The 19,325-nt window shown below is 65.8% G+C and carries 20 protein-coding genes; 11 read left to right on the top strand and 9 right to left on the bottom strand.

The features are described from left to right. Nucleotides 1-96 precede the first annotated feature (96 nt). On the bottom strand, nucleotides 97-957 hold the full coding sequence (locus AC06FA_RS17425) for a helix-turn-helix transcriptional regulator (protein ID WP_478069384.1): 861 nt from the start codon (nucleotides 955-957) through the stop codon (nucleotides 97-99). 80 nt (nucleotides 958-1,037) lie between these two features. Between AC06FA_RS17425 and AC06FA_RS17420 the strand changes: the two genes are divergently transcribed. Then, nucleotides 1,038-3,233 carry a TonB-dependent receptor gene (locus AC06FA_RS17420; RefSeq protein ID WP_478069383.1) on the top strand — a complete coding sequence of 732 codons (2,196 nt, stop codon included), beginning with the start codon at nucleotides 1,038-1,040 and terminating at the stop codon, nucleotides 3,231-3,233. A gap of 71 nt (nucleotides 3,234-3,304) precedes the next feature. Here AC06FA_RS17420 and AC06FA_RS17415 read toward each other — a convergent pair whose 3' ends face one another. From AC06FA_RS17415 to msuE, 3 genes are read right to left on the bottom strand one after another with little or no spacing between them, the layout of a single operon-like run. After that, nucleotides 3,305-4,339, bottom strand: coding sequence for a methionine synthase (locus AC06FA_RS17415; RefSeq protein ID WP_478069382.1), 1,035 nt, complete (start codon nucleotides 4,337-4,339; stop codon nucleotides 3,305-3,307). 48 nt (nucleotides 4,340-4,387) lie between these two features. Further along, nucleotides 4,388-5,365, bottom strand: a complete 978-nt coding sequence (locus AC06FA_RS17410; protein WP_478069381.1) for a DUF1852 domain-containing protein — start codon at nucleotides 5,363-5,365, stop codon at nucleotides 4,388-4,390. A gap of 15 nt (nucleotides 5,366-5,380) precedes the next feature. Beyond that, a complete protein-coding gene (gene msuE, locus AC06FA_RS17405; protein ID WP_478069380.1) occupies nucleotides 5,381-5,971 on the bottom strand; it encodes an FMN reductase in 591 nt (196 codons plus the stop codon). Between the two features lie 75 nt (nucleotides 5,972-6,046). Between msuE and AC06FA_RS17400 the strand changes: the two genes are divergently transcribed. The 5 genes from AC06FA_RS17400 (at nucleotide 6,047) to AC06FA_RS17380 (ending at nucleotide 9,697) form a co-directional block, all read left to right on the top strand. After that, nucleotides 6,047-6,958 carry a LysR family transcriptional regulator gene (locus tag AC06FA_RS17400; protein WP_478069379.1) on the top strand — a complete coding sequence of 304 codons (912 nt, stop codon included), beginning with the start codon at nucleotides 6,047-6,049 and terminating at the stop codon, nucleotides 6,956-6,958. Then, on the top strand, nucleotides 6,958-7,821 hold the full coding sequence (locus AC06FA_RS17395; protein ID WP_478069378.1) for a methylenetetrahydrofolate reductase: 864 nt from the start codon (nucleotides 6,958-6,960) through the stop codon (nucleotides 7,819-7,821). Before AC06FA_RS17400 ends, AC06FA_RS17395 begins: the two co-directional genes overlap by 1 nt. 102 nt (nucleotides 7,822-7,923) lie before the next feature. Beyond that, a complete protein-coding gene (locus tag AC06FA_RS17390; protein ID WP_478069377.1) occupies nucleotides 7,924-8,445 on the top strand; it encodes a DUF6622 family protein in 522 nt (173 codons plus the stop codon). 43 nt (nucleotides 8,446-8,488) lie between these two features. Next, the gene (locus AC06FA_RS17385) at nucleotides 8,489-9,208 is read left to right on the top strand and encodes a GNAT family N-acetyltransferase (RefSeq protein WP_478069376.1); all 720 of its coding nucleotides are present in this window, start codon (nucleotides 8,489-8,491) and stop codon (nucleotides 9,206-9,208) included. 9 nt (nucleotides 9,209-9,217) lie between these two features. After that, a complete protein-coding gene (locus AC06FA_RS17380; RefSeq protein ID WP_478069375.1) occupies nucleotides 9,218-9,697 on the top strand; it encodes an SMI1/KNR4 family protein in 480 nt (159 codons plus the stop codon). A 42-nt stretch (nucleotides 9,698-9,739) separates the two neighbouring features. Here the strand turns inward: AC06FA_RS17380 and AC06FA_RS17375 are convergent, their stop codons facing one another. Continuing rightward, nucleotides 9,740-10,423 (bottom strand): TetR/AcrR family transcriptional regulator, encoded by a 684-nt coding sequence (locus AC06FA_RS17375; RefSeq protein ID WP_478069374.1) that lies wholly within the window; start codon nucleotides 10,421-10,423, stop codon nucleotides 9,740-9,742. Between the two features lie 154 nt (nucleotides 10,424-10,577). On the opposite strand from AC06FA_RS17375, the gene AC06FA_RS17370 reads away from it, so the two are divergent. Genes AC06FA_RS17370 through AC06FA_RS17360 form a run of 3 tightly spaced genes read left to right on the top strand, consistent with a single transcriptional unit; the run spans nucleotide 10,578 to nucleotide 13,756 of the window. Continuing rightward, the gene (locus AC06FA_RS17370) at nucleotides 10,578-12,842 is read left to right on the top strand and encodes a TonB-dependent receptor (protein WP_478069373.1); all 2,265 of its coding nucleotides are present in this window, start codon (nucleotides 10,578-10,580) and stop codon (nucleotides 12,840-12,842) included. A 17-nt stretch (nucleotides 12,843-12,859) separates the two neighbouring features. Further along, nucleotides 12,860-13,024 (top strand): hypothetical protein, encoded by a 165-nt coding sequence (locus tag AC06FA_RS17365; protein WP_478069372.1) that lies wholly within the window; start codon nucleotides 12,860-12,862, stop codon nucleotides 13,022-13,024. A 12-nt stretch (nucleotides 13,025-13,036) separates the two neighbouring features. Beyond that, nucleotides 13,037-13,756: a tyrosine-protein phosphatase gene (locus tag AC06FA_RS17360; RefSeq protein WP_478069371.1), complete on the top strand. Its 720-nt coding sequence runs from the start codon at nucleotides 13,037-13,039 to the stop codon at nucleotides 13,754-13,756. Nucleotides 13,757-13,798: 42 nt separating this feature from the next. On the opposite strand, the gene AC06FA_RS17355 is transcribed toward AC06FA_RS17360, so the two are convergent. Beyond that, entirely contained in the window at nucleotides 13,799-15,304 is a 1,506-nt protein-coding gene (locus AC06FA_RS17355; protein ID WP_478069370.1) for a YifB family Mg chelatase-like AAA ATPase, read from the bottom strand. 204 nt (nucleotides 15,305-15,508) lie between these two features. On the opposite strand from AC06FA_RS17355, the gene AC06FA_RS17350 reads away from it, so the two are divergent. Continuing rightward, the gene (locus AC06FA_RS17350; protein ID WP_478069369.1) at nucleotides 15,509-15,838 is read left to right on the top strand and encodes a hypothetical protein; all 330 of its coding nucleotides are present in this window, start codon (nucleotides 15,509-15,511) and stop codon (nucleotides 15,836-15,838) included. Nucleotides 15,839-15,910: 72 nt separating this feature from the next. Here AC06FA_RS17350 and ubiK read toward each other — a convergent pair whose 3' ends face one another. Further along, nucleotides 15,911-16,162, bottom strand: coding sequence for a ubiquinone biosynthesis accessory factor UbiK (gene ubiK, locus AC06FA_RS17345; protein WP_108754433.1), 252 nt, complete (start codon nucleotides 16,160-16,162; stop codon nucleotides 15,911-15,913). A 136-nt stretch (nucleotides 16,163-16,298) separates the two neighbouring features. Here ubiK and AC06FA_RS17340 point away from each other — a divergent pair, with 136 nt between their 5' ends. Then, on the top strand, nucleotides 16,299-16,637 hold the full coding sequence (locus tag AC06FA_RS17340; RefSeq protein WP_108751139.1) for a P-II family nitrogen regulator: 339 nt from the start codon (nucleotides 16,299-16,301) through the stop codon (nucleotides 16,635-16,637). A gap of 237 nt (nucleotides 16,638-16,874) precedes the next feature. Here AC06FA_RS17340 and AC06FA_RS17335 read toward each other — a convergent pair whose 3' ends face one another. Both AC06FA_RS17335 and AC06FA_RS17330 read right to left on the bottom strand, forming a co-directional pair. Further along, on the bottom strand, nucleotides 16,875-18,113 hold the full coding sequence (locus AC06FA_RS17335) for an alkaline phosphatase family protein (protein WP_478069368.1): 1,239 nt from the start codon (nucleotides 18,111-18,113) through the stop codon (nucleotides 16,875-16,877). Between the two features lie 520 nt (nucleotides 18,114-18,633). Then, nucleotides 18,634-19,293, bottom strand: a complete 660-nt coding sequence (locus tag AC06FA_RS17330; RefSeq protein WP_108757406.1) for an RIO1 family regulatory kinase/ATPase domain-containing protein — start codon at nucleotides 19,291-19,293, stop codon at nucleotides 18,634-18,636. Nucleotides 19,294-19,325 lie beyond the last annotated feature (32 nt).

Here is a 19,325-nt window from a genome sequence, read left to right as displayed (position 1 = left end):
TGCAAACAAGCCCCAGAACTAGCCCCATCGGTCAACTTCGCCCTGCAACAAGCAACAAAAGCCGCCCAATCCCAACCCACCACCCCATAACCCCCATCACCCCACCGAAGCCGACGGCGCACACCCCATCACCCGCCGGTACGCCGCCGAAAACTTGCTCGCATTCGCATACCCCACCGACTGCGCCACCCGCATCACGCTCACCCCGCGCTCAAGCTCACCCCGCGCCCAGTGCATGCGCCGGTGCACCAGGAACTGGTAAGGCGACATCCCCGCCGCCGCCTGCAGCCCACGGCTCAGCCGCGTGTCATCCATCCCCAACGCATCGGCCAGCATCGGCACGGTCAGACGCACGTCGCGGGCCGCATCGATGTACTCGGTCAACCGCTTCATCTGCGCCGCCGACAACACACGGGCCCCCGCAGAAAGTGCGGCGGGCTGCTGCGCCATCTGCACCAGCCGTTCCAGCACCGCGTTGCCGCACGCGTGCAGCAGTTCATCCGACAGCACGCCCGAGCGCGATGCCGCCCATAGCGCATGCAGCAACGCGCTGACCGTGGCGTCGCGGTGCAGCGCGCCGGTCAGCGGCGCCAGGGTCGGCAGGCTGGCCGTCGCTGCGCCCAGCGCAGGCCAATCGATTGCCAGCCCCAGCACTTCCACCTCCGGGCTGCTGTAGGTGCCGGTCTGCCCGGGCAGCACCACGTTGAACTGGCCGATGTGCCAATGCGCATCCAGCGCTGCACGCCGTGGGCAGATCTGCTGCAGCCGGCCGCCGCCCTTGATCACCAGCGCCAGGCGCAGCTGGGTGGGGTGGCCCATCGCCCCGGCGCTGGCGGGGAAGTGGTGGTGGATGAAGGCCAGGTTGCCTGCACGGTTCGACCCGACCACCGGCGTGATGGCCGCCAGTTGCTGGGCCACCGTCTCGTTGCTGCCGGAAATGGAGCGGTGCGCAAACATACGGAGTAGCGCTGTTATGGAACTGTTACATCATAACATTGATGGCCCCTGCGGCCGCTGTCTCCGTTCAAGAGGTTCCCGTGCGTTCCCCCGCCCCGTTGGCCGCTGCAATCGCGGCCCTTCTGCTTGCCCCATCGTTGCCCGCGCTCGCCCAGGATGCCGTCAGCCCCACCACGCTGGATGGGGTACGGGTAACCGGCTCCAAGCGCGATACCCCGTACCTGAAAAGCGATCTGTCGGTAACCGTGCTCAACCGCGAGGCACTGAAAGAGGCCGGCGTGGTCGAATTCCGCGATCTGGACAAGCTGGCCCCCAACGTGAAGTTCAATGCGATGGGGCAGTTGAGTGACATGTACATCTCCATCCGCGGCATCGAATCCAACCCGTTCCTGGTCAACCGCGCGTCGGTCTATATCGATGGCATTCCGTTCAAGGAACTCAGCAACGCCGTGCTGAACCAGGTGGAATCGGTGGAGGTGCTGCGCGGCCCACAGGGCACGCTGTACGGTGCCAACAGTGAATCGGGTCTGGTGCTGGTCAGGACCAAGGGCCCGACCGATGCCATGGAAGGTGAGGTGAACCTGCGCAGCACGTGGTTCAGCAACGGCAATGGCAACAGCCTGGACGGCTTCGTGTCCGGGCCGCTGGGCAAGCGCGGCAACCTCTCCGGTTCGGTCGCCTTCATGGCGTCAGACGAGGACAGCTTCCTGCGCAACCTCACGCCGTTCAATGGCACCGAAGGCAAGGTGTGCGAGCAATACCTGCAGGGCAAGCTGCGCTGGCAGCCCAGCGATTTCGTTACCGTGAACGCCCTGGCCTACCACCTGCGCACGCGCGCGGCGGGCATGTTCGAGTACGAATACCTGCCGCTGGACGTGGGCCTGTACAACCGCACCTACGGCACGCGCCTGAACGGCGGGCGCCAGGCCGGTGACTTCACGTACATCAACGATGCGCCCAAGCGCACCGAGAAGGATGAGACGGTGGCGGGCCTGAGTGCGCAGTGGCAGTTGGAAGCCGGTACGTTCGATGTGGCCGCGTCCTACCGCACCCACGAGGACGTTTCGGCGGGCTACGACTTCGACATGACCGAGAGCGCAGCGCTGGCCGGGCGCACCTACGACAAGCAGGACGCCTGGAATGCCGAGGCCCGCTTCAGCTCGCCGGATGACCAGGCGCTGACCTGGATGGCCGGCGTTTCCACCTACCGCACCGACAAGGATTCGATCCTGGGCACCTTCGTCGGGCCGATCACCCGCGGCTTGAACAGCTACAACCTGGCACCGCGGCAGACCGCCAAGGGCCAGGACTACAGCGTGTTCGCAACGGCCAGCTACACCTTCCCCGCCGTGCCGAAGCTGACCGCCAGCCTGGGCCTGCGCCACGAGCAGGCGCGCCGTTCCACCGAACAGCGTGCCGGTTCGCTGGACCTGGCCGAGGGTGGGCTGGTGCTGTACCGCGACGCCGCGCTGGAACACACCTTCCATGCCACCCTGCCGCGCGTGTCACTGCGCTACGACGCCACTGACAACCTCTCGTTCTACGCCGCCTCGGCCAAGGGCTATATCCCCGGCGGTTTCAATCTGGCTGCCGCGCAGAGCGACGTAGTGAATGACAAGGTGCTGCGCTACGAATCGGAGATGATGTGGAGCCACGAACTGGGCTTCAAGATGAACGTTGGCGGTGGCCGCGGCCATATCGGCGGCGCGCTGTTCCACATCACCTCGGACAACTGGCAGGAAATCCAGGTGGCCACCGATGCCAACGGGCGCCCGATCTCGTCGGACTACGTGGGCTCGGACGCATCGATCCGCTCGCGCGGTGCCGAACTGGAAGGCGCCTATGAGCTGGCACCGGGCTTCACCCTTACCGCCAACGTGGGCTATGTGGATGCGAAGTACACCAAGCTATGGGCCACGGTGGACGAAAACCTGGCCGGCAACCGGGTGAAGCTGACGCCGCATTACACGGGTTATCTGGCGGCGCGCTACCAGCACCCGTCCGGCGTCTTTGGGCGGGTGGAATCGGCGTTTACCGGCTCCAGCGCGCTGGATGAGCGCAGCCGTGCCTACCAGCCCGCCGTGGCCATCATCGGGCTGCAGGTGGGCTACGAACAGGGCCCCTGGACCGGGCGCTTGTTCGTGCAGAACCTGACCAACAAGCGGCGCGTGAACGGGTTGATCTTCGACAACCTGGCCTTCGGGCGTGACGGCAATTACTACGGGCCGATTGATAGCCCGCGCATTGTGGGTGCTGAAGTGAGCATGCGCTTCTAGGCCGCACGCGCAAGCGGCGGTGCAGTAAGAAAGCTGCACCGCCGCTGGCTATCGAAGGATGCGGGTAACCGTCAGCGAATCCCCGCAAGCTCCTCGCGCACGATCTGCGCTCCGGCGCTCAGCGCTCGCAGCTTGCCGCGCGCCACCTCACGCGGCAGCGGCGCCATGCCGCAGTTGGTGCAGGGGTACAGCTTGTCAGCGTCCACGAACTGCAGTGCCTTGCGCAGGGTGTTGGCCACTTCTTCCGGCGTTTCCACCGTGCTGGACGCCACATCGATCGCGCCCACCATCACCTTCTTGCCGCGCACCAGTTCAATCAGGTCGATCGGCACATGCGAGTTGTGGCATTCCAGCGAGATCAGATCGATGCTGGATTTCTGCAGTTTGGGGAACGACTCTTCGTACTGCCGCCATTCCGAACCCAGCGTCTGCTTCCAATCGGTATTGGCCTTGATGCCGTAGCCGTAGCAGATGTGCACGGCGGTCTGGCACTTCAGCCCTTCAATAGCGCGCTCCAGGGTGGCCACACCCCAGTCGTTCACTTCGTCGAAGAACACGTTGAAAGCCGGTTCGTCGAACTGGATGATATCCACGCCGGCCGCTTCCAGTTCCTTCGCTTCCTCGTTGAGGATCTTCGCAAATTCCCAGGCCAGCTTCTCGCGGCTCTTGTAGTGCGCGTCGTACAGCGTGTCGATCATGGTCATCGGGCCGGGCAGGGCCCACTTGATCGGCTGTGCGGTCTGCCGGCGCAGGAACTTCGCGTCTTCCACGAACACCGCCTTCGGCCGGCTGACCGCGCCCACCACGGTGGGCACGCTGGCGTCGTAGCGGTTGCGGATGCGCACGGTTTCGCGCTTGTCGAAGTCCACGCCGTCCAGGTGTTCGATGAAGGTGGTGACGAAGTGCTGCCGGGTCTGCTCGCCGTCGCTCACGATATCGATGCCGGCGTGCTGCTGTTCCTGCAGGGACAGGCGCAGCGCGTCCTGCTTGCCCTCGGTCAGCACATCATCCTGCAGTTTCCAGGGCGACCAGAGCTTTTCAGGCTCGGCAAGCCACGACGGCTTGGGCAGGCTTCCGGCGGTAGAGGTCGGCAGTAGTTTCTTCATCGGTATCGGGGTCTTGTGTCCTGGGGAGGGGAATCGAGTGAACAGCGATCAACGCGCAGCCCACTGCTCAAGCACGCTGCGGTAGGGCTTGATGAAGTGTTCTTCGGTGAAGCGGCCCTGCTTCACCGCCAGTTGGCTGCGCTCTTCGCGGTCGTAGACGATGCGGGTGGACGAATAGTCCTGGTGCTTCAGGCTGGGCTGGTAGACCTTGCCGGCCACCGAATTGGCGTTGTAGATCTCTGGGCGGTAGATCTTCTGGAAGGCCTCCATCACGCTGATGGTGCCGATCAGTTCCAGGTTCGAGTAATCGCCCAGCAGGTCGCCCTGGAAATAGAACGCCAGCGGCGCAACGCTGCCCGGCGGCATGAAGTAGCGCACCTGCAGGCCCATCTTGTCGAAGTACTGGTCGGTGGGCGAGAACTCGCCTTGGCGGTATTCCACGCCCAGGATGGGGTGGTGGTTTTCGGTGCGGTGGTAGGTCTTGCTGCTGGACACGCTGATACAGATGACCGGCGCCTTGCTGAACTGCGCGCGGTAGGCGTCGGACTGCAGGAAATGCTTGAACAGCTTGCCGTGCAGATCGCCGAAGTCTTCGGGAATGGCGAAGCGCTCCTTGCCTTCGTTGCTGGCCGGCAGCACTACGTTGAAATCGTAGTCACGCACGTACGAGGAGAAATTATTGCCGACGATGCCTTCGGTGCGCGCGCCAGTGTGCGTATCCACCAGGGTGGGGCGCAGCACTTCGATCAGCGGGAACGGGTCGCTGCCATCGCGGCCGTCGATGTGCATCTCCACGGAAATGATGTCCAGCTCGACCACGTAGCGATCGGCGTTGGGGTTGTCCCAGTGCGCCAGGTCGTTGCAGCGGTTGTTGATCATGCTCAGCGTGTTGCGCAGGTTCTGCTGCCGCGCCGCGCCACGTGCCAGGTTGGCGAAGTTGGTGGTGATGCGGGTGCCGTCGGCCGGCTGGTAATCCTCGTTGAACGGGATGCGCGTGATGCTGAAGGTAAAGGTGTCTGTGCTCATGGGCGGCATTCCGGTTCAGAGGGTTTCAAGGGTGGCGGCGGGCAGCGGCGCGGGGCGGTGGGACAGCGCCAGCAGCGGCAGGGCACGCTGCACGGCCAGTTCGGCGCGCTGCAGCAGGGCCGGGTCGTGTACGCGGCCGTCGGCGAAGTCCTTGTCGGTGGCGTACACCCCCAGCGGCAGGGTGCGGGCCTGGAAGAAGCTGAAAAGCGGTCGCAACTGGTGGTCGATCATCAGCGCGTGGCGCTCGCTGCCGCCGGTGGCGGCCAGCAGGATGGGGGTGTCGACCAGCGCGTCCTGCTGGATGAAATCGAAGAAATGCTTGAACAGGCCGGTGTACGAGCCGCGGTAGACCGGCGTGGCGACCACCAGCACATCGGCCTGTTCAACCGCAACCAGCGCCTGTTCGGCGCTGTCGGGCAACTGCGAACGCCACAGCGCGCCAGCCAGTTGCGGGGCCAGTTCGCCCAGCTCAATCAGCTGTGGCTGGCTGGGCAGGTGGTCGCCCAGCAGGTCCAGCAGGTGTTCGCACAGGGTGGCCGCCCGTGAGGGGCGCTGCAGGCCGCCGGACACGGCAACGATTCGGAGGGGGCGGTGGGGAGAAAGCATGACCCGATGCTAGTCAGGGCGTTCCATGACGTAAAATGGTTTTACTTCACACATCCATGAGCGGGGCTCATAGACATGCTGGAACGCATCCACCTCAGCATCGTTCAGCAGGTTGAACTGCAGGGCTCGCTCACCGCCGCCGCCGGCGTGCTGAACCTGACCCAGTCGGCCCTGAGCCACAGCATGAAGAAGCTGGAACAGCAGCTGGGCACCGATGTCTGGCTGCGCGAGGGCCGCAACCTGCGCCTGACCCAGGCCGGCCAGTACCTGCTGGCCGTGGCCAACCGCGTGCTGCCGCAGCTGGACCTGGCCGAAGAGCGGCTGGGCCAGTTCGCCCAGGGCGAGCGCGGTTCGCTGCGCATCGGCATGGAATGCCACCCCTGCTACCAGTGGCTGCTGAAGATCGTGTCGCCCTACCTGGCCGCCTGGCCCGACGTGGACGTGGACGTGAAGCAGAAGTTCCAGTTCGGCGGCATCGGCGCCCTGTTCGGCTACGAGATCGATCTGCTGGTGACCCCGGACCCGCTGCTGAAGCCGGGCCTGACCTTCGTACCGGTGTTCGATTACGAGCAGGTGCTGGTGGTGGCCAGCAACCATCCGCTGGCCAAGGTGGACCATGTAAAGCCGCGCCAGCTGACCCAGGAAGTGCTGATCAGCTACCCGGTGCCGTTCGAGCGGCTGGATATCTACAACCAGTTCCTGCTGCCGGCCGGGGTGACCCCGCGCCGCCACAAGGCGATTGAAACCACCGACATCATGATGCAGATGGTGGCCAGCGGCCGCGGCGTGGCGGCCATGCCGCGCTGGCTGGTGGAAGAGTACGCCGCACGCATGGACGTGGTGCCGGTGCGCCTGGGCGCGAAGGGCATTCCCAAACAGATCTACCTGGGCGCGCGTGAATCGGACACCGCCATCGATTATCTGCGGGCCTTCGTGGACCTGGCACGCGGCAGTTCGGCGGTCGCGCGCGCGCACGGGGGTGGCTGATGTCCATGGAAAGCGGGGCGAGGGCGCGCGCCTTCCTCGATGCGTGTTCGTGGGAAGTGAGCGCGAAGGCCGTGCAGGCCCTGCGCGCCGAGGCCGCACGTATCGCGCCGGGCACCACCATCTCCATTCCCTACCTGGCCAGCGAAGACGACGCGGCACGGCTGGCCGCGGCACGGGCCATTCGCGAGCTGGGCTTCCAGCCGATGCCGCACCTGTCTGCACGGCGTATCGGCAGCCAGGCCGCGCTTGAACACTTCATCCAGCGCGCAGTGGGTGAGGCCGGCGTGGAGCGCTGGCTGGTGATTGCCGGCGATCTGGCGGAGCCGGCTGGTCCGTTCGCCGACAGCACGGCGATCATCGAAACCGGTCTGCTGGAACGTGCCGGCATCAAAGTGGTGGCCGTGGGCGGGCACCCGGAAACCCACCCGGTCATGACCGCCGCGCAGCGCTGGCAGGTGCTGGAAAACAAGTGCCAGCGCATTGAAGCGCGCGGCATGGCGCCGTGGATCATCACCCAGTTCGCCTTCGACGCCGAAATAGTGCTGGCCTGGTTGAACACACTGCGCGCACGCGGCAATACGCACCCGGTGCTGGTGGGCATTCCCGGGCCGGCCAGCGTGACCCGGCTGGTGCGCTATGCGGCCATGTGCGGGGTCGGCGCGGGCACGGCCATGCTGGCCCGCTACGGTATTTCCCTGGGCCGCCTGCTCGGGTCGGCAGGGCCGGACCAGTTCGTGGACAAACTGCTGGCCGGAATGGGCGACGAGCTTGGCCCGGTCAGCCCGCATCTGTTTCCCTTCGGCGGCATCGCGCCGTCGCTGGACTGGGTGCAGCAGTACCGGCGCAACGCCCGGTCAGGGTAAGCGGCTGACACCTGTCACTTGTGGCGGTTTCGTGCAGGACCATAATCGAGGCGTCAGATAACCGCAGCACGCCCTCAACCTGCCGACAAGGAATTCCCCGCAATGATCATGCAGATTCTCTCGCACACCCCGCTCTGGGTCTGGGCGCTGCTGGCTTTCCTGGTGTACCGCGGCATCGCCGCCATGAAGCCGGGTGAAAGCTCGCTGGTGCGGCTGGCGATCGTGCCGGCCCTGTTCCTTGTCTGGGGCGCATGGTCCATCAGCCATCGCTACGGTGGCTCGTTGCAGGCCTGGGGTGAATGGCTGGTCGGCATCGCTGCCGGTGCGGCCCTTGGCTGGCTGCTGCTGCGCCGCGCGACGCTGGCGCTGAACCCGGCCACCGGCAAGCTGCGCCGCAGCCCGGATTACAGCCTGCTGCCGCTGCTGCTGGTCACCTTCCTGGTGAAGTACGGGTTTGAAGTGGTATTCGCGGTGTCGCCCGCGCTGGCGGGCCATGTCGGTTTCACTGCGGCATACCTGCTGACCTCGGGTGGGTTTGCCGGTATTTTCCTGGGCAAGTTCTGCCGGTACGTGGTGGCGGTGCGGCGCGGTGCGGGTGGTGGCGCGCTGGGTGTGGCGGGGTGATTCAAATACCGAACAGCGCTTGCACAAGGATGTGAGACGTACGATGTCCAGACCGACCTGCAACGTGGCCCAGTACTGGAATGGCCTGTTCGACGCGGGAATTCCCGTTCCGACGGTGGATGCGTTCCGGCTGGCCATCAACCCCCAGCTTGCCGAGCAGCGGCGGGCCATGATTCTGGTGACCACGGACGGCGCTACGCGCGCTGCCGTATCCGAGCGCGTTGCCTGTGCGCTGCAGCTTGCATCGGGTGGCCCGGCAATGTCGTTGCAAGGGCTGCGCCAGGCGCTGCTGAGCGCTGGCATCGAGATGCACGCGCCGGATGTCATCTACCACGTTGGCGAACAGGGAATGCCGGGCGTGCACAACAGCAGCGTGATCGAGGTGCGCCAGCTCGTGCCTGACGATGCCGCGCTTTTTGAGGGATTCATGGCACAGACCCCGGTGGCTGACCAGGATGATGCGTCAGTCGAGTTGGGGCACTGGGCGACCTTCGGGGCGTTCATGGAAGCAGAGCTTCTGGCGGTCTCCAGCCTTTACCCCTGGGGTGGGGAGGAAATCGCGGACATGGGGGTGCTGACCATGCCCCGTGCACGCGGCAAAGGGCTGGCAGCAACCCTGGTGCGAACCATGATCGAGTATGCCGGCACGCGTGGATACGATGCGCAGTACCGTTGCCAGCTTGACAACGTCGCCTCCAACCGGCTTGCGCAGTCACTTGGCCTGGAAGCCTACGGACAGTGGGAAGTGGCGTGCACGCCATAGAGTGCCAGGGTGCGCCGCACATGGCAGGATGCTCGCAGAACAGGACGCGCCGAACGCACACGCATGCTGAAACTCATCGACTCTTCGCCGCTGGTGGATGACGCGACCCTCGCGCGTTTCAATGCCTACTTCGGCAACAAGCTTCCCCCGGCCATGCTCGTCTTCTACCGCAGCGCCAACGGTGGCTACCTGCGGGGCGAAGACGAGGATACCGACCCCACTGGCGTGGCTTCTTTGATTGCGGTGGGCGATGGCCGCACCTGCATCGAAAACCTGCATCGGGATTACATCCAAGGTTTTCCCCATCTGGCCGAGTACGTGCCGTTCGCCGAAGACAATTTCGGGAACTGCTATGTGCTGTCACTGCGCGATGAGGACTACGGTTACATCTATCTGCATCTGCTGGAAGACGATGAGCTGATGCTGATCGAAGAGTCCTTCGAGGAACTGATGGACGGCATCGAGCGGCGGCAGCAGGAAGCGCGCTAGGCGGCTGCGGGCGCTTGCTGGAAAGCCCTTTGGGCTTGGCGCCTATTTCCGCTGCCGAACAGCGTCATTCCGCTCACCCGCACCATCTCCCATCACCCGCGCAACGGCACGGCTCAACAGTGCATGCAGTGCGTCCGCCTGCAGATCCGGGTCACGCACGGCGCGCATCGCCAGGCCTTCCACCAGCAGGCGCAGCAGCAGCGTGCGCTGCTCGATCGCCCCTTCCTCCACCGCCACGCCACGGGAGCGATCATGCTCGCGCAGCCAGGCATGGATGGCTGCGGTGGTCTGCTTGTCGTGCCGGCGCAGCACCTCGGCTACCACCGGGTCGCGGTGCGCTTCGGCGTTGATTTCCGCATACAGCGCAACGCTGGCGATGGCATTGGCGTGGGTGTCCAGCACCTCGCCGCGTGCCCAGTGCTGGTAGCAGGCCAGCAGCCCGTCGGCCAGGTCGGCCGAGGCGGGCATGTGCCGGATCGACGCCTGATCGTGCGCCAGTTGTCGCTCGATCAGCGCCAGGATCAGCGCACGCTTGTTGTCGAAATAGCGGTACATCAGCCCTTGGCTGATTTCCGCCGCGGCCGCGATTTCGCTGATCGAACCGGCGTGGAAGCCGCGGGTGATGAAGCAGCGTTGCGCCGCATCCAGGATCTTCCGGCGCTGGGCGTCGGCATGGGCGGTGGCGGTGTCGTCAGCGCTGGCAAGCGGGGTGTCGGTCGGCGTCATTGCGTGATCTGAAAGCGTCCAATGGCCCGATCTTACGTCATCGAATGTGTGAATGAACGGTCATTCACCTGTCATTTCACGCACCCAGACTGCGGCCGCCTCCTCCCTTCCGCGACCGACATCGATGCGCTCCCCCACGTTGCCCCGTCAGCTGTTGACCCTCGCTATTGCCGCCACGCTCGCCGGCGTGGCTCACGCCGAAGACCTTCCCACCACCGAAGCCAACATGGCAGCCAGCGCCGGCGGCAACCACGATGTGGTGGCCCTGGACCAGGTGGTGGTGACCGCGCAGAAGCGCGCTACCAACCTGCAGGAAACGCCCATCTCGGTGTCGGTGGTCGATGCCGAGGCGCTGAAGGATCGCAGCGCGATCTCGCTGGGCAGCCTGTCCGACGGCTCCATTCCCTCGCTGCGGGTTACCCCGTTTGCCACGCGCAGTTCGGCGCTGAACATCGGCATCCGTGGCATCGGCGCCTCCGGGGATGCGAACCAGCCGGCTCGCGATGCCGGCGTGGGTATCTACGTGGATGGCGTGTTCATGGGCCGCGCGCAGGGCCTGGGCAGCATGCTGTACGACGTGGAGCGCATCGAAGTGCTGAAGGGGCCGCAGGGCACCCTGTTTGGCCGCAATACCGAAGGCGGTGCGGTCAGTATCGTGACCAAGGCGCCCACCGGGGAGTTCGGCGGCAGCGTCAGTGCGGGCGTGTCCAACTTCAGCGGCCATAACAGCGCGCTGCATTTGGACCTGCCCAAGGTGGGCGACGTCAGCTTCAAGATCGATGCCGTGCAGGCCCGCCGTGGCGGCACCACCGATAACCCCATGCGCGGTGAGCGCGATTTCAACAGCTACGACAAGCGCGGTGCGCGCCTGAGTGCGCTGTGGCAGCCCAGCGATGATTTCTCCGCGCTGTATGCCTTCGACCGTTCCTACGACGCCACCACGCCGTATCACTCCCAGGTACTGGTGCCGGGCGCGTACCTCAGCCCGCTGCAGATGGCCGGTGCCAGCCAGGACCGGCGTGACAGCGCCATCCTGGGCGGACCGCAGGAGGACAACGTGGGCCGCACCAGCGGCCATCTGCTCAACCTGTCGTGGACGCTGAGTGACGCGTTGGAACTGAAGTCGATCAGCTCGTACCGCGAACTGACCCAGGGCCAGTTCGACATGGGCCTGGTCGATGCGATTTCCGCATATGGCGGTGCCGGCACGGCGTTCGGTCGCTACAGCCTGGCCCAGGTCTACCAGCACCAGTACAGCCAGGAATTCCAGCTGATCGGCAACACCTCGCAGGTGCAGTTCCTGGGCGGCGCGTTCTACTACCACGAGACCGCCGGCGACAACGCGCAGACCCCGAACATGCTGGTGTGGGGCCCGGGTGGCAACAGTTACACGGTGAACCCGGCCACCAATCCGCTGGACCTTTCCAAGGTGCGCATCGACCGCGCCAGCAAAGCGTGGACCGACAGCCTGGGTGTGTTTGGCCAGGCCACCTGGACGCCAGCCGCGCTGGAACGCCTGCACCTGACCGCCGGTGGCCGCTACACGCGCGACGACAAGAAGGGCAGCCTGTACATCGTCAATGGCGCGGCCACCCAGCTGGCGTTCAACGATTCTTGGAGCCGCTTCGACCCGATGGTCAACATCGCCTATGACATCGGCGAACAGGCCATGGTCTATGCCAAGTACAGCACCGGCTTCAAGGCGGGTGGCGCGAACTCGCGTTCCACCACCTACACCGCCTTCGCGCCGGAGGAAGTGACCGCCTACGAGCTGGGTTTCAAATCGCAGTTCTGGGATAACCGCGCACGCCTGAACCTGGCGCTGTTCGATTCGAAGATCGCGCACAAGCAGATGGATTTCTCCCTGCCGTTCGATCCCAACAGCGGCGAAACCCGCACCACCATGGTGACCACCAACGCGCTGAGCGATGGCAAGTCACGCGGCGCCGAGCTTGAATTCAGCGTGATGCCGATCGAGAACCTGACCGTCGGCTTGAACTACGCCTACACGAAGATCGACGCGCAGACGGCGGTCGACCCGTTCGGCGCTGGCGTGGCAGTTACCGTGCAGCCGCTGCTGGCGCCGGAGAATGCCGGCAGCCTGTCGCTGGACTATCTGGTGCCGTTCGCCAACTTCGCCGCGCTGAAGTTCCATCTGGACGGCAACTGGTCCGACGGTTTCTATACCAGCGAATACGACCAGATGCTGACCGACAGTTCGTTCGTGGTGAACGCGCGCGTGGCACTGGTGGATGTGCCGCTGAACGACACCGGCACGACCATGTCGTTCTCGCTGTGGGCGCGCAACCTGCTGGACGAAGAACACCTGTTCTACAAGCTCAACAGTCCCGCGCTGGGCCAGACCGGCATCTTCAACGATCCGCGCACCTTCGGCCTGGACGTGGCCGTCAACTTCTGAATTCACTGGAGACCGACATGAACCGCAGCACCGAACTGACCCTGGCCCTGATGCTGGCCCTGCCGCTGGCCGCGCCTGCCTTCGCCGCTGATGCCTCGCGCCCCGCCACCGCCAGCGCCGCGGTGGCCACCGCCAATGTGGCGCCCACCGCCGACGACGCGCAGCGCGTCATTCCGCTGTAGGGCGCATGGAACGTGCGCAGCTTTGCCGACCTGCAGGGCCGCAATGGCCCGATTCCGGCCACGGCCTTCGTGCGCACCGCCGATCTCGGCCGCCTGACCGACGCCGACCGCGACGCACTGGCCGCGGCCGGGGTGACGTTGGACATCGACCTGCGTACCGCCGACGAGCAGAGCCAGTCGCCGGACCTGCTGGCCGATGACGCGCGCTTCGCCTACCAGCGCATTTCGCTGATGGGCACCGAGAAGATGGATCTGCAGAAGATGATGACCACCTTCCCCGATTCGCTGGGCGAAGCGTATGTACAGTGGTTGGGCCACAGCCAGCCGCAGTTCAAGCAGGTGTTCCAGCGCATTGCCGCCCAGCAGGACGGCACCGTGCTGTTCCACTGCACGGCGGGCAAGGACCGTACCGGCATCATCGCCGGCCTGCTGCTGGACCTGGCCGGGGTGCCGAAGGCGCAGATCGTGCACAACTACGCCATTTCCGCGCACTACCTGGAAGGGCAGCCGAAGGACAGCGCGATGAACGCGCAGATCAAGGCGATGCTGGAGCAGCACCCGGAGATCGCGCGCAAGATGGCCGGCATGTCCGGCACCGCGCCGCAGAACATGGAGCAGTTCCTGGCCGCGCTGCACAGCCAGTACGGTGGCGCCGAGGGCTACCTAAAGTCGATTGGCGTGAGCGCGCAGGAAATCCAGCAGTTGAAGGTGCGTTTGGGGCAGGCGGGCTGAGTGGGGGAGCGGGCGCCGGGTAGTGCCGGCGCCCGCTTGTTGTCAGCTGCTGGCCTTGCCGCGATCCAGCTGCCGGTAGCCGATGGCCTCGGCCAGATGCGCGGTCTGGATGGTTTCACTGTCGGCCAGATCGGCAATGGTGCGCGCGACGCGCAGAATGCGGTGCATCGCCCGCGCTGATAGCTGCAGCCGTTCGATGGCCTGTTCCAGCAGATCCTGGTCGGCTTCGCTCAACCGCGTGCAGGTGCGCAGCGCGGCAGGCGGCAGATGGGCATTCAGCCCGCCACGCTCCCGCTGCTTGGCGTGTGCTGCTTCCACCCGTGTGCGTACCGTGGCGCTAGGTTCGCCAAGTGGCGTGCTCTCGCGCAGCTCCACCGCATCCAGTCGTGACACGCTGATATGCAGGTCGATACGATCCAGCAGCGGGCCCGACACGCGCGCGCGGTAGCGGGTAATGCGTTCATCGCTGCACAGGCAGCGATTGCTGCGGTCGCCGGCCCAGCCGCAGGGGCAGGGATTCATCGCCGCCACCAACTGGAATCGCGCGGGGTACTGCACACTGCGCGCCGCACGCGCGATGCGGATATGGCCCGACTCCAGCGGCTCGCGCAGGGTTTCCAGTGCGCTGCGGTTCCACTCGGGCAGTTCGTCCAGGAACAGCACGCCGTGATGAGCAAGGGAAATCTCGCCGGGACAGGGGGGATTGCCGCCACCCACCAGTGCGGCGGCGCTGGCGCTGTGGTGTGGGGAACGAAAGGGGCGCTGCCGCCAACGTCGGGGGTCCAGGCCTTCGCCGCTGACCGAGGCAATGGCAGCCAACTGCAGCGCTTCGGCCTCGTCGGTATCGGGCAGCAGGCTGGGCAGGCGCGAGGCCAGCAGGGTCTTACCGCAGCCGGGGCTGCCGATCAGCAGCAGATGATGACCGCCAGCGGCTGCCACTTCCAACGCCCGCCGTGCATGCGCCTGCCCACGCACATCCGCCAGATCGGGCAGCGGCAGCGACGTGGTGTCCACGCGCTGCACCGGTGGCAGCAGGCGCGGGTTGCTCAGGCCCGCGCAGCATTCCAGCAAGGTGCGGGCCACGCGCACATCGGCATGTTCGGCCAGCGCAGCCTCGGCGGCGTTGCCGGGCGGCACCACCAGAATGCGGCCCGCTTCGGCAGCGGCAATCGCGGCAGGCAGCGCGCCGCTGACCGGACGCAGCTCACCGGTCAGTCCAAGCTCGCCAAGGAATTCGTACTGCAGCAGCGATTGCGGATCGACCTGACCGCTGGCGGCCAGGATGCCCAGCGCGATGGCCAGATCGTAGCGGCCGCCTTCCTTGGGCAGATCGGCCGGGGCCAGGTTCAAGGTGATGCGCCGCTGCGGAAAGTCGAACCGCGCGCAGAGCAGGGCCGCACGCACGCGTTCGCGCGACTCGCGCACGCTGGCTTCAGCCAGGCCGACAATCTGGGTGACCGGCAAGCCGCCGGACAGATGCACTTCCACCCGCACCAGCGGCGCATCGACCCCGGCGCGGGCGCGGCTGTGGACCAGTGCCAGGCTCATGTGTGGTTTCCTGCGGGGGAGCGCTTGATGGTGGGGGAAGCGCTGGGTGGGAAACCATCGGGGATTGCGGGTGGCGGGGATAGGGGGATTCTGGGATGCGCTACCGGACAGCACGGCTTGCGGACAAGGCTGCCGGTCCGCTACACATGGATTCAGAGCCAAGCACCGCGCTCCAGGCGGAACCGGGGCAGATTCTGAGAAGGCGTGAGAGTACCCATGGGAAATAGAACGGAAGACGTCGAGGTGGTTTTTCTCGGTGAGGTTGCAGATGTTCTCGATGACAACGTCGATGTGATCGTGAGATTCCCTCAGGGCGAGGCGAGGACATCGACCTTCTTCACGGTGAGGAACATTGAATCCATCATGGCCGGGTACAGAGCGAGTGGCGAATGCCTGGCCGGCAGGTTCTTCTGGTCAAAGGACATGATCATCGTGGAGGATCTTCGGATGGAAACCATTCGGGACACTGTCAATGAACTGGTCCGCAGCGGGGAATATCGCCATGCCTTGGGTGCTGCGAAGTTCGAGGAGTGAATTCCGTGTGGGAATGGCAAGGTCCATCCGCGAATTGCGCTGAGAACGCGAGGCGCAGTGCGCCCCCATTTCTCACTCCGCGCTGCCGCGCCCTTCCAGTTCGCGCACCGTGGCTTCCAGCGCATCCAGCTTCTCGCGGGTCTTCAACAGCACCGCACGCTGCACTTCAAACTCTTCGCGGGTGACCAGATCCAGCTTGGCCAGGCCGGCCTGCAGCGCGCTCTTGAAGGTGGCCTGCAGTTCCTCGCGCGATTCGCGCAGGCCCGGCGGCACCAGATCGCTCAGGCGGCGGGCAAGGTCATCCAGTTGGTTCAGGTCGATCATGGGGGTACTCCGGGGTGCGGGCGGGCCGTGCAGGCCACAAGGATACTGCCGGGCCGGTCGCCCGCACAGGCGTGGGCGGTTTCGCACCGGGCGCGTTCAGGCGCTATCCTCCACGCCGGAATACAGGAGATTGGCAATGAAGATGGTCATGGCGGTAATCAAGCCGTTCAAGCTCGACGACGTGCGCGAAGCGCTGGCCGAGCGCGGGGTGACCGGTATTACGGTAACCGAGGTGAAGGGTTTTGGTCGGCAGAAGGGCCATACCGAGCTGTACCGCGGCGCCGAGTACGTGGTCGATTTCCTGCCGAAGGTGAAGCTGGAAGTGGCCGTGACCGACGACCAGGTGGAGGCCGTGGTGGAATCGATCGTGAAGGCGGCGGGCACCGGCAAGATTGGCGACGGCAAGGTGTTCGTGTACGACCTGGGCAGCGTGGTGCGTATTCGTACGGGTGAACTGGACGCTGACGCGCTGTAAGTGGGCTGTGGCCTGTGGTCGGCGGGATGCTGGAACGCGTCGGGGTAGAGTCGACTGTCAGTCGACTGCTCTTCCCGTCCGTGACCGAAATGCCCGCGCTGCGCGCGATAGTCGACTGACAGTCGACTCTACCCCGTCAGGCATTCAATGCCACCAGGCCCTACGGCTCTGCCGCCTGGCCGTCGGGTTGCCTGACCGCTCCGCCGTAGAATCGGCGCCTGCAGCGCTAGCGCGATTTCAATGCGGGCGCAGCACCGCGTCAAACGTATCCGGGTTGCCATCATTGGCGGCCGCCGGCACGTTCAACAGCCGGGCCAGCAGCGGGTAGACATCCACGTTGTCGAAGCCTTCAACGGTCCTGCCCGCCGCAAACGAGGGCCCCGTAGCCACGAACACCGCGCGCATCGAAGGCAGGGTGTTGTCGTAGCCGTGCGTGCCGCGGTAGGCGTGGGCATGGCGCGCCAGCATGTCGGGTGTCAGCGCATCCCAGCCTTCGTCCATCTCGCAGACGATGGGCGGCGTGCGCGGGCGCTGGCCATACTGCCAGCGCGGCGGCAGCTCGGCGCGCTTCCAGCATTGGTAATGGTCGTGTCGGCCTAACAAGGCCTGCTCGGCTTCGCGCTCGCGCCCCGGCGTGGCCTGGAAACCTACCGGCTTGCCCACGCTGGTGGCCACGGCAACGGCCGGGTCGACCATGCGTTCGGTACTGAGCACCTGGCCTTCCGGCAGCGCGGCCATGCCGTGGTCGGACACCAGCACGATGTTGGTGCCTGCGGCCAGGCCTTGTGCATCCAAGCCGTCCAGCACCTGGCCGACGATGGCATCGGCACGCTGGATCGCCTGTCGGTACTCGGCCGAATCCGGGCCATACATGTGGCCGGCCTTGTCGACGTTTTCCATGTACAGCGTTGCCAGCCGCGGTGCCTGCGGGCCGGTCTGCGCCAGCCAGCCCAGCACGGTATGCACGCGGTCTTCCAGCGCGATGTTGCGGTCGTAGACCTGCCACTGGCTGGGGCTGATGCCTTCGATGGCGGCCTCGCTGCCGGGCCACGACCAAGTGGCCGTGCGCACGCCCGCCTTCTCGGCGCTGACCCAGATGGGTTCGCCGCCCCACCAGCGCGCATCGGTGACGGCGGCCGGGTTGCTGATTTCGAACCCACCCAGCTGCGGGTCCTGCATGCTGTTGTGGATGATGCCGTGGTGGCCGGGGCGCAGCCCGGTGACCAGGGTGTAGTGGTTGGGGAACGTCAGTGAGGGGTAGGACGGCGTCATCCAGCGTGCGCGCACGCCGCCGTCGATCATCCGTTGGATGTTGGGGGTCAGGCCGCGATCCAGGGCATCGGCACGCAGGCCGTCGATGGAGACCAGCAGCAGGCGCGGCGACGACGGTGCAGCAGCCTGGCGGTGGGCGGGCGATGTGCTGCAGGCCACCAGGGACAGTGCAGCGATGGAACAGAACAGAAGGCGCAGGGTCATGGCCCATCCTAGCCCGGTGTGATGACAGGGCTTGGACGGATGTGGCGGTAGCGACGGGATGCCCGAACGCGATGGAATGCCGGAATGCGACGGGGTGTCGGAACGGGACGGGGTGTTGGACCGCGGCGGGGTGTTGGACCGCGACGGGGTGTCGGAACGGGGCGGGGTGTCGGAACGCGGCGGGGTGTTGGACCGCGACGGGGTAGAGTCGACTGTCAGTCGACTGCTCTTCCCGTCCGTGACCAAAATGCCCGCGCTGCGCGCGATAGTCGACTACCAGTCGACTCTACCCCGCCAGGCATTCCATCCCCGCCAGGCATTCCATCCCCGCCAGGCATTCCATCCCGTCAGGCATTCCATCCCGTCAGGCATTCCATCCCGCCAGGCATTCCATCCCGCCAGGCATTCCATCCCGTCAGGCATTCCATCCCGCCAGGCATTCCATCCCCGCCAGGCATTCCATCCCCGCCAGGCATTCCATGCCGCCAGGCCATGCACCCACCCGGTTGCCAAGCAGCGCTTAACGCTGCTTTGCCCACTTATAGAACCGCTTCCAGCTCTGGCGCACGGCGGACACCCAGCCCGGGTCGGCCACCAGTGCAGCCTGGGCGGCGCTCGGGGCCTGGCCGGTCACGCGCTGGCGCATCTTCAGCAGGTTCTTCATGTCGCTGCGGCTGAGCTGGCGGCTGAGCGGGTTGCGGCGCAGCCAGCGCGGTACGCGCCAGGCCGAGGTGAAGTCCAGCAGCACCGGTACGCCGGCGCTCACCACCACGTTGGTGCCGTGCAGGTCGTTGTGGGTGATGCCGGCGGCGTGCAGGCGGCTGAGGGCGTGCTGCAGCTGTTCGAACACGTCGTTGCCCACGGCCTGGGCGGTGCTCAGGGTCTGGCCGGGAATGAATTCCATGCCCAGGGCCAAGCCGCCCAAGGTGCCCAGCAGGGCCGGGGCGTGCTTCCAGCCGCCCAGGCGCTGCAGCATGCGCGCTTCGCGGCGCACCATCAGGCGCGCGATCAGCGAAACGGGCGTGCCACGGTAACGGGAATAGTCCTTCACCACGGCCGGGCGGCCGTCCATGCAGGTGCGGTAGACGTCCGGGGCCAGGAAACGATCGCCGCGCTTGAGCAGCAGCGGGGCCACGGCGTCATCGCCGCAGGACGGGGAGGGGGAGGCAGAGAGGGTCATGTGCGGGGTCTCGGACGACCCGGTGGGCGGCG

The organism is Stenotrophomonas sp. Steno-C17 (assembly GCF_056393165.1).
The sequence above is the reverse complement of the archived record's forward strand: the minus strand, read 5'-3'. Positions and strand labels throughout refer to the sequence as shown.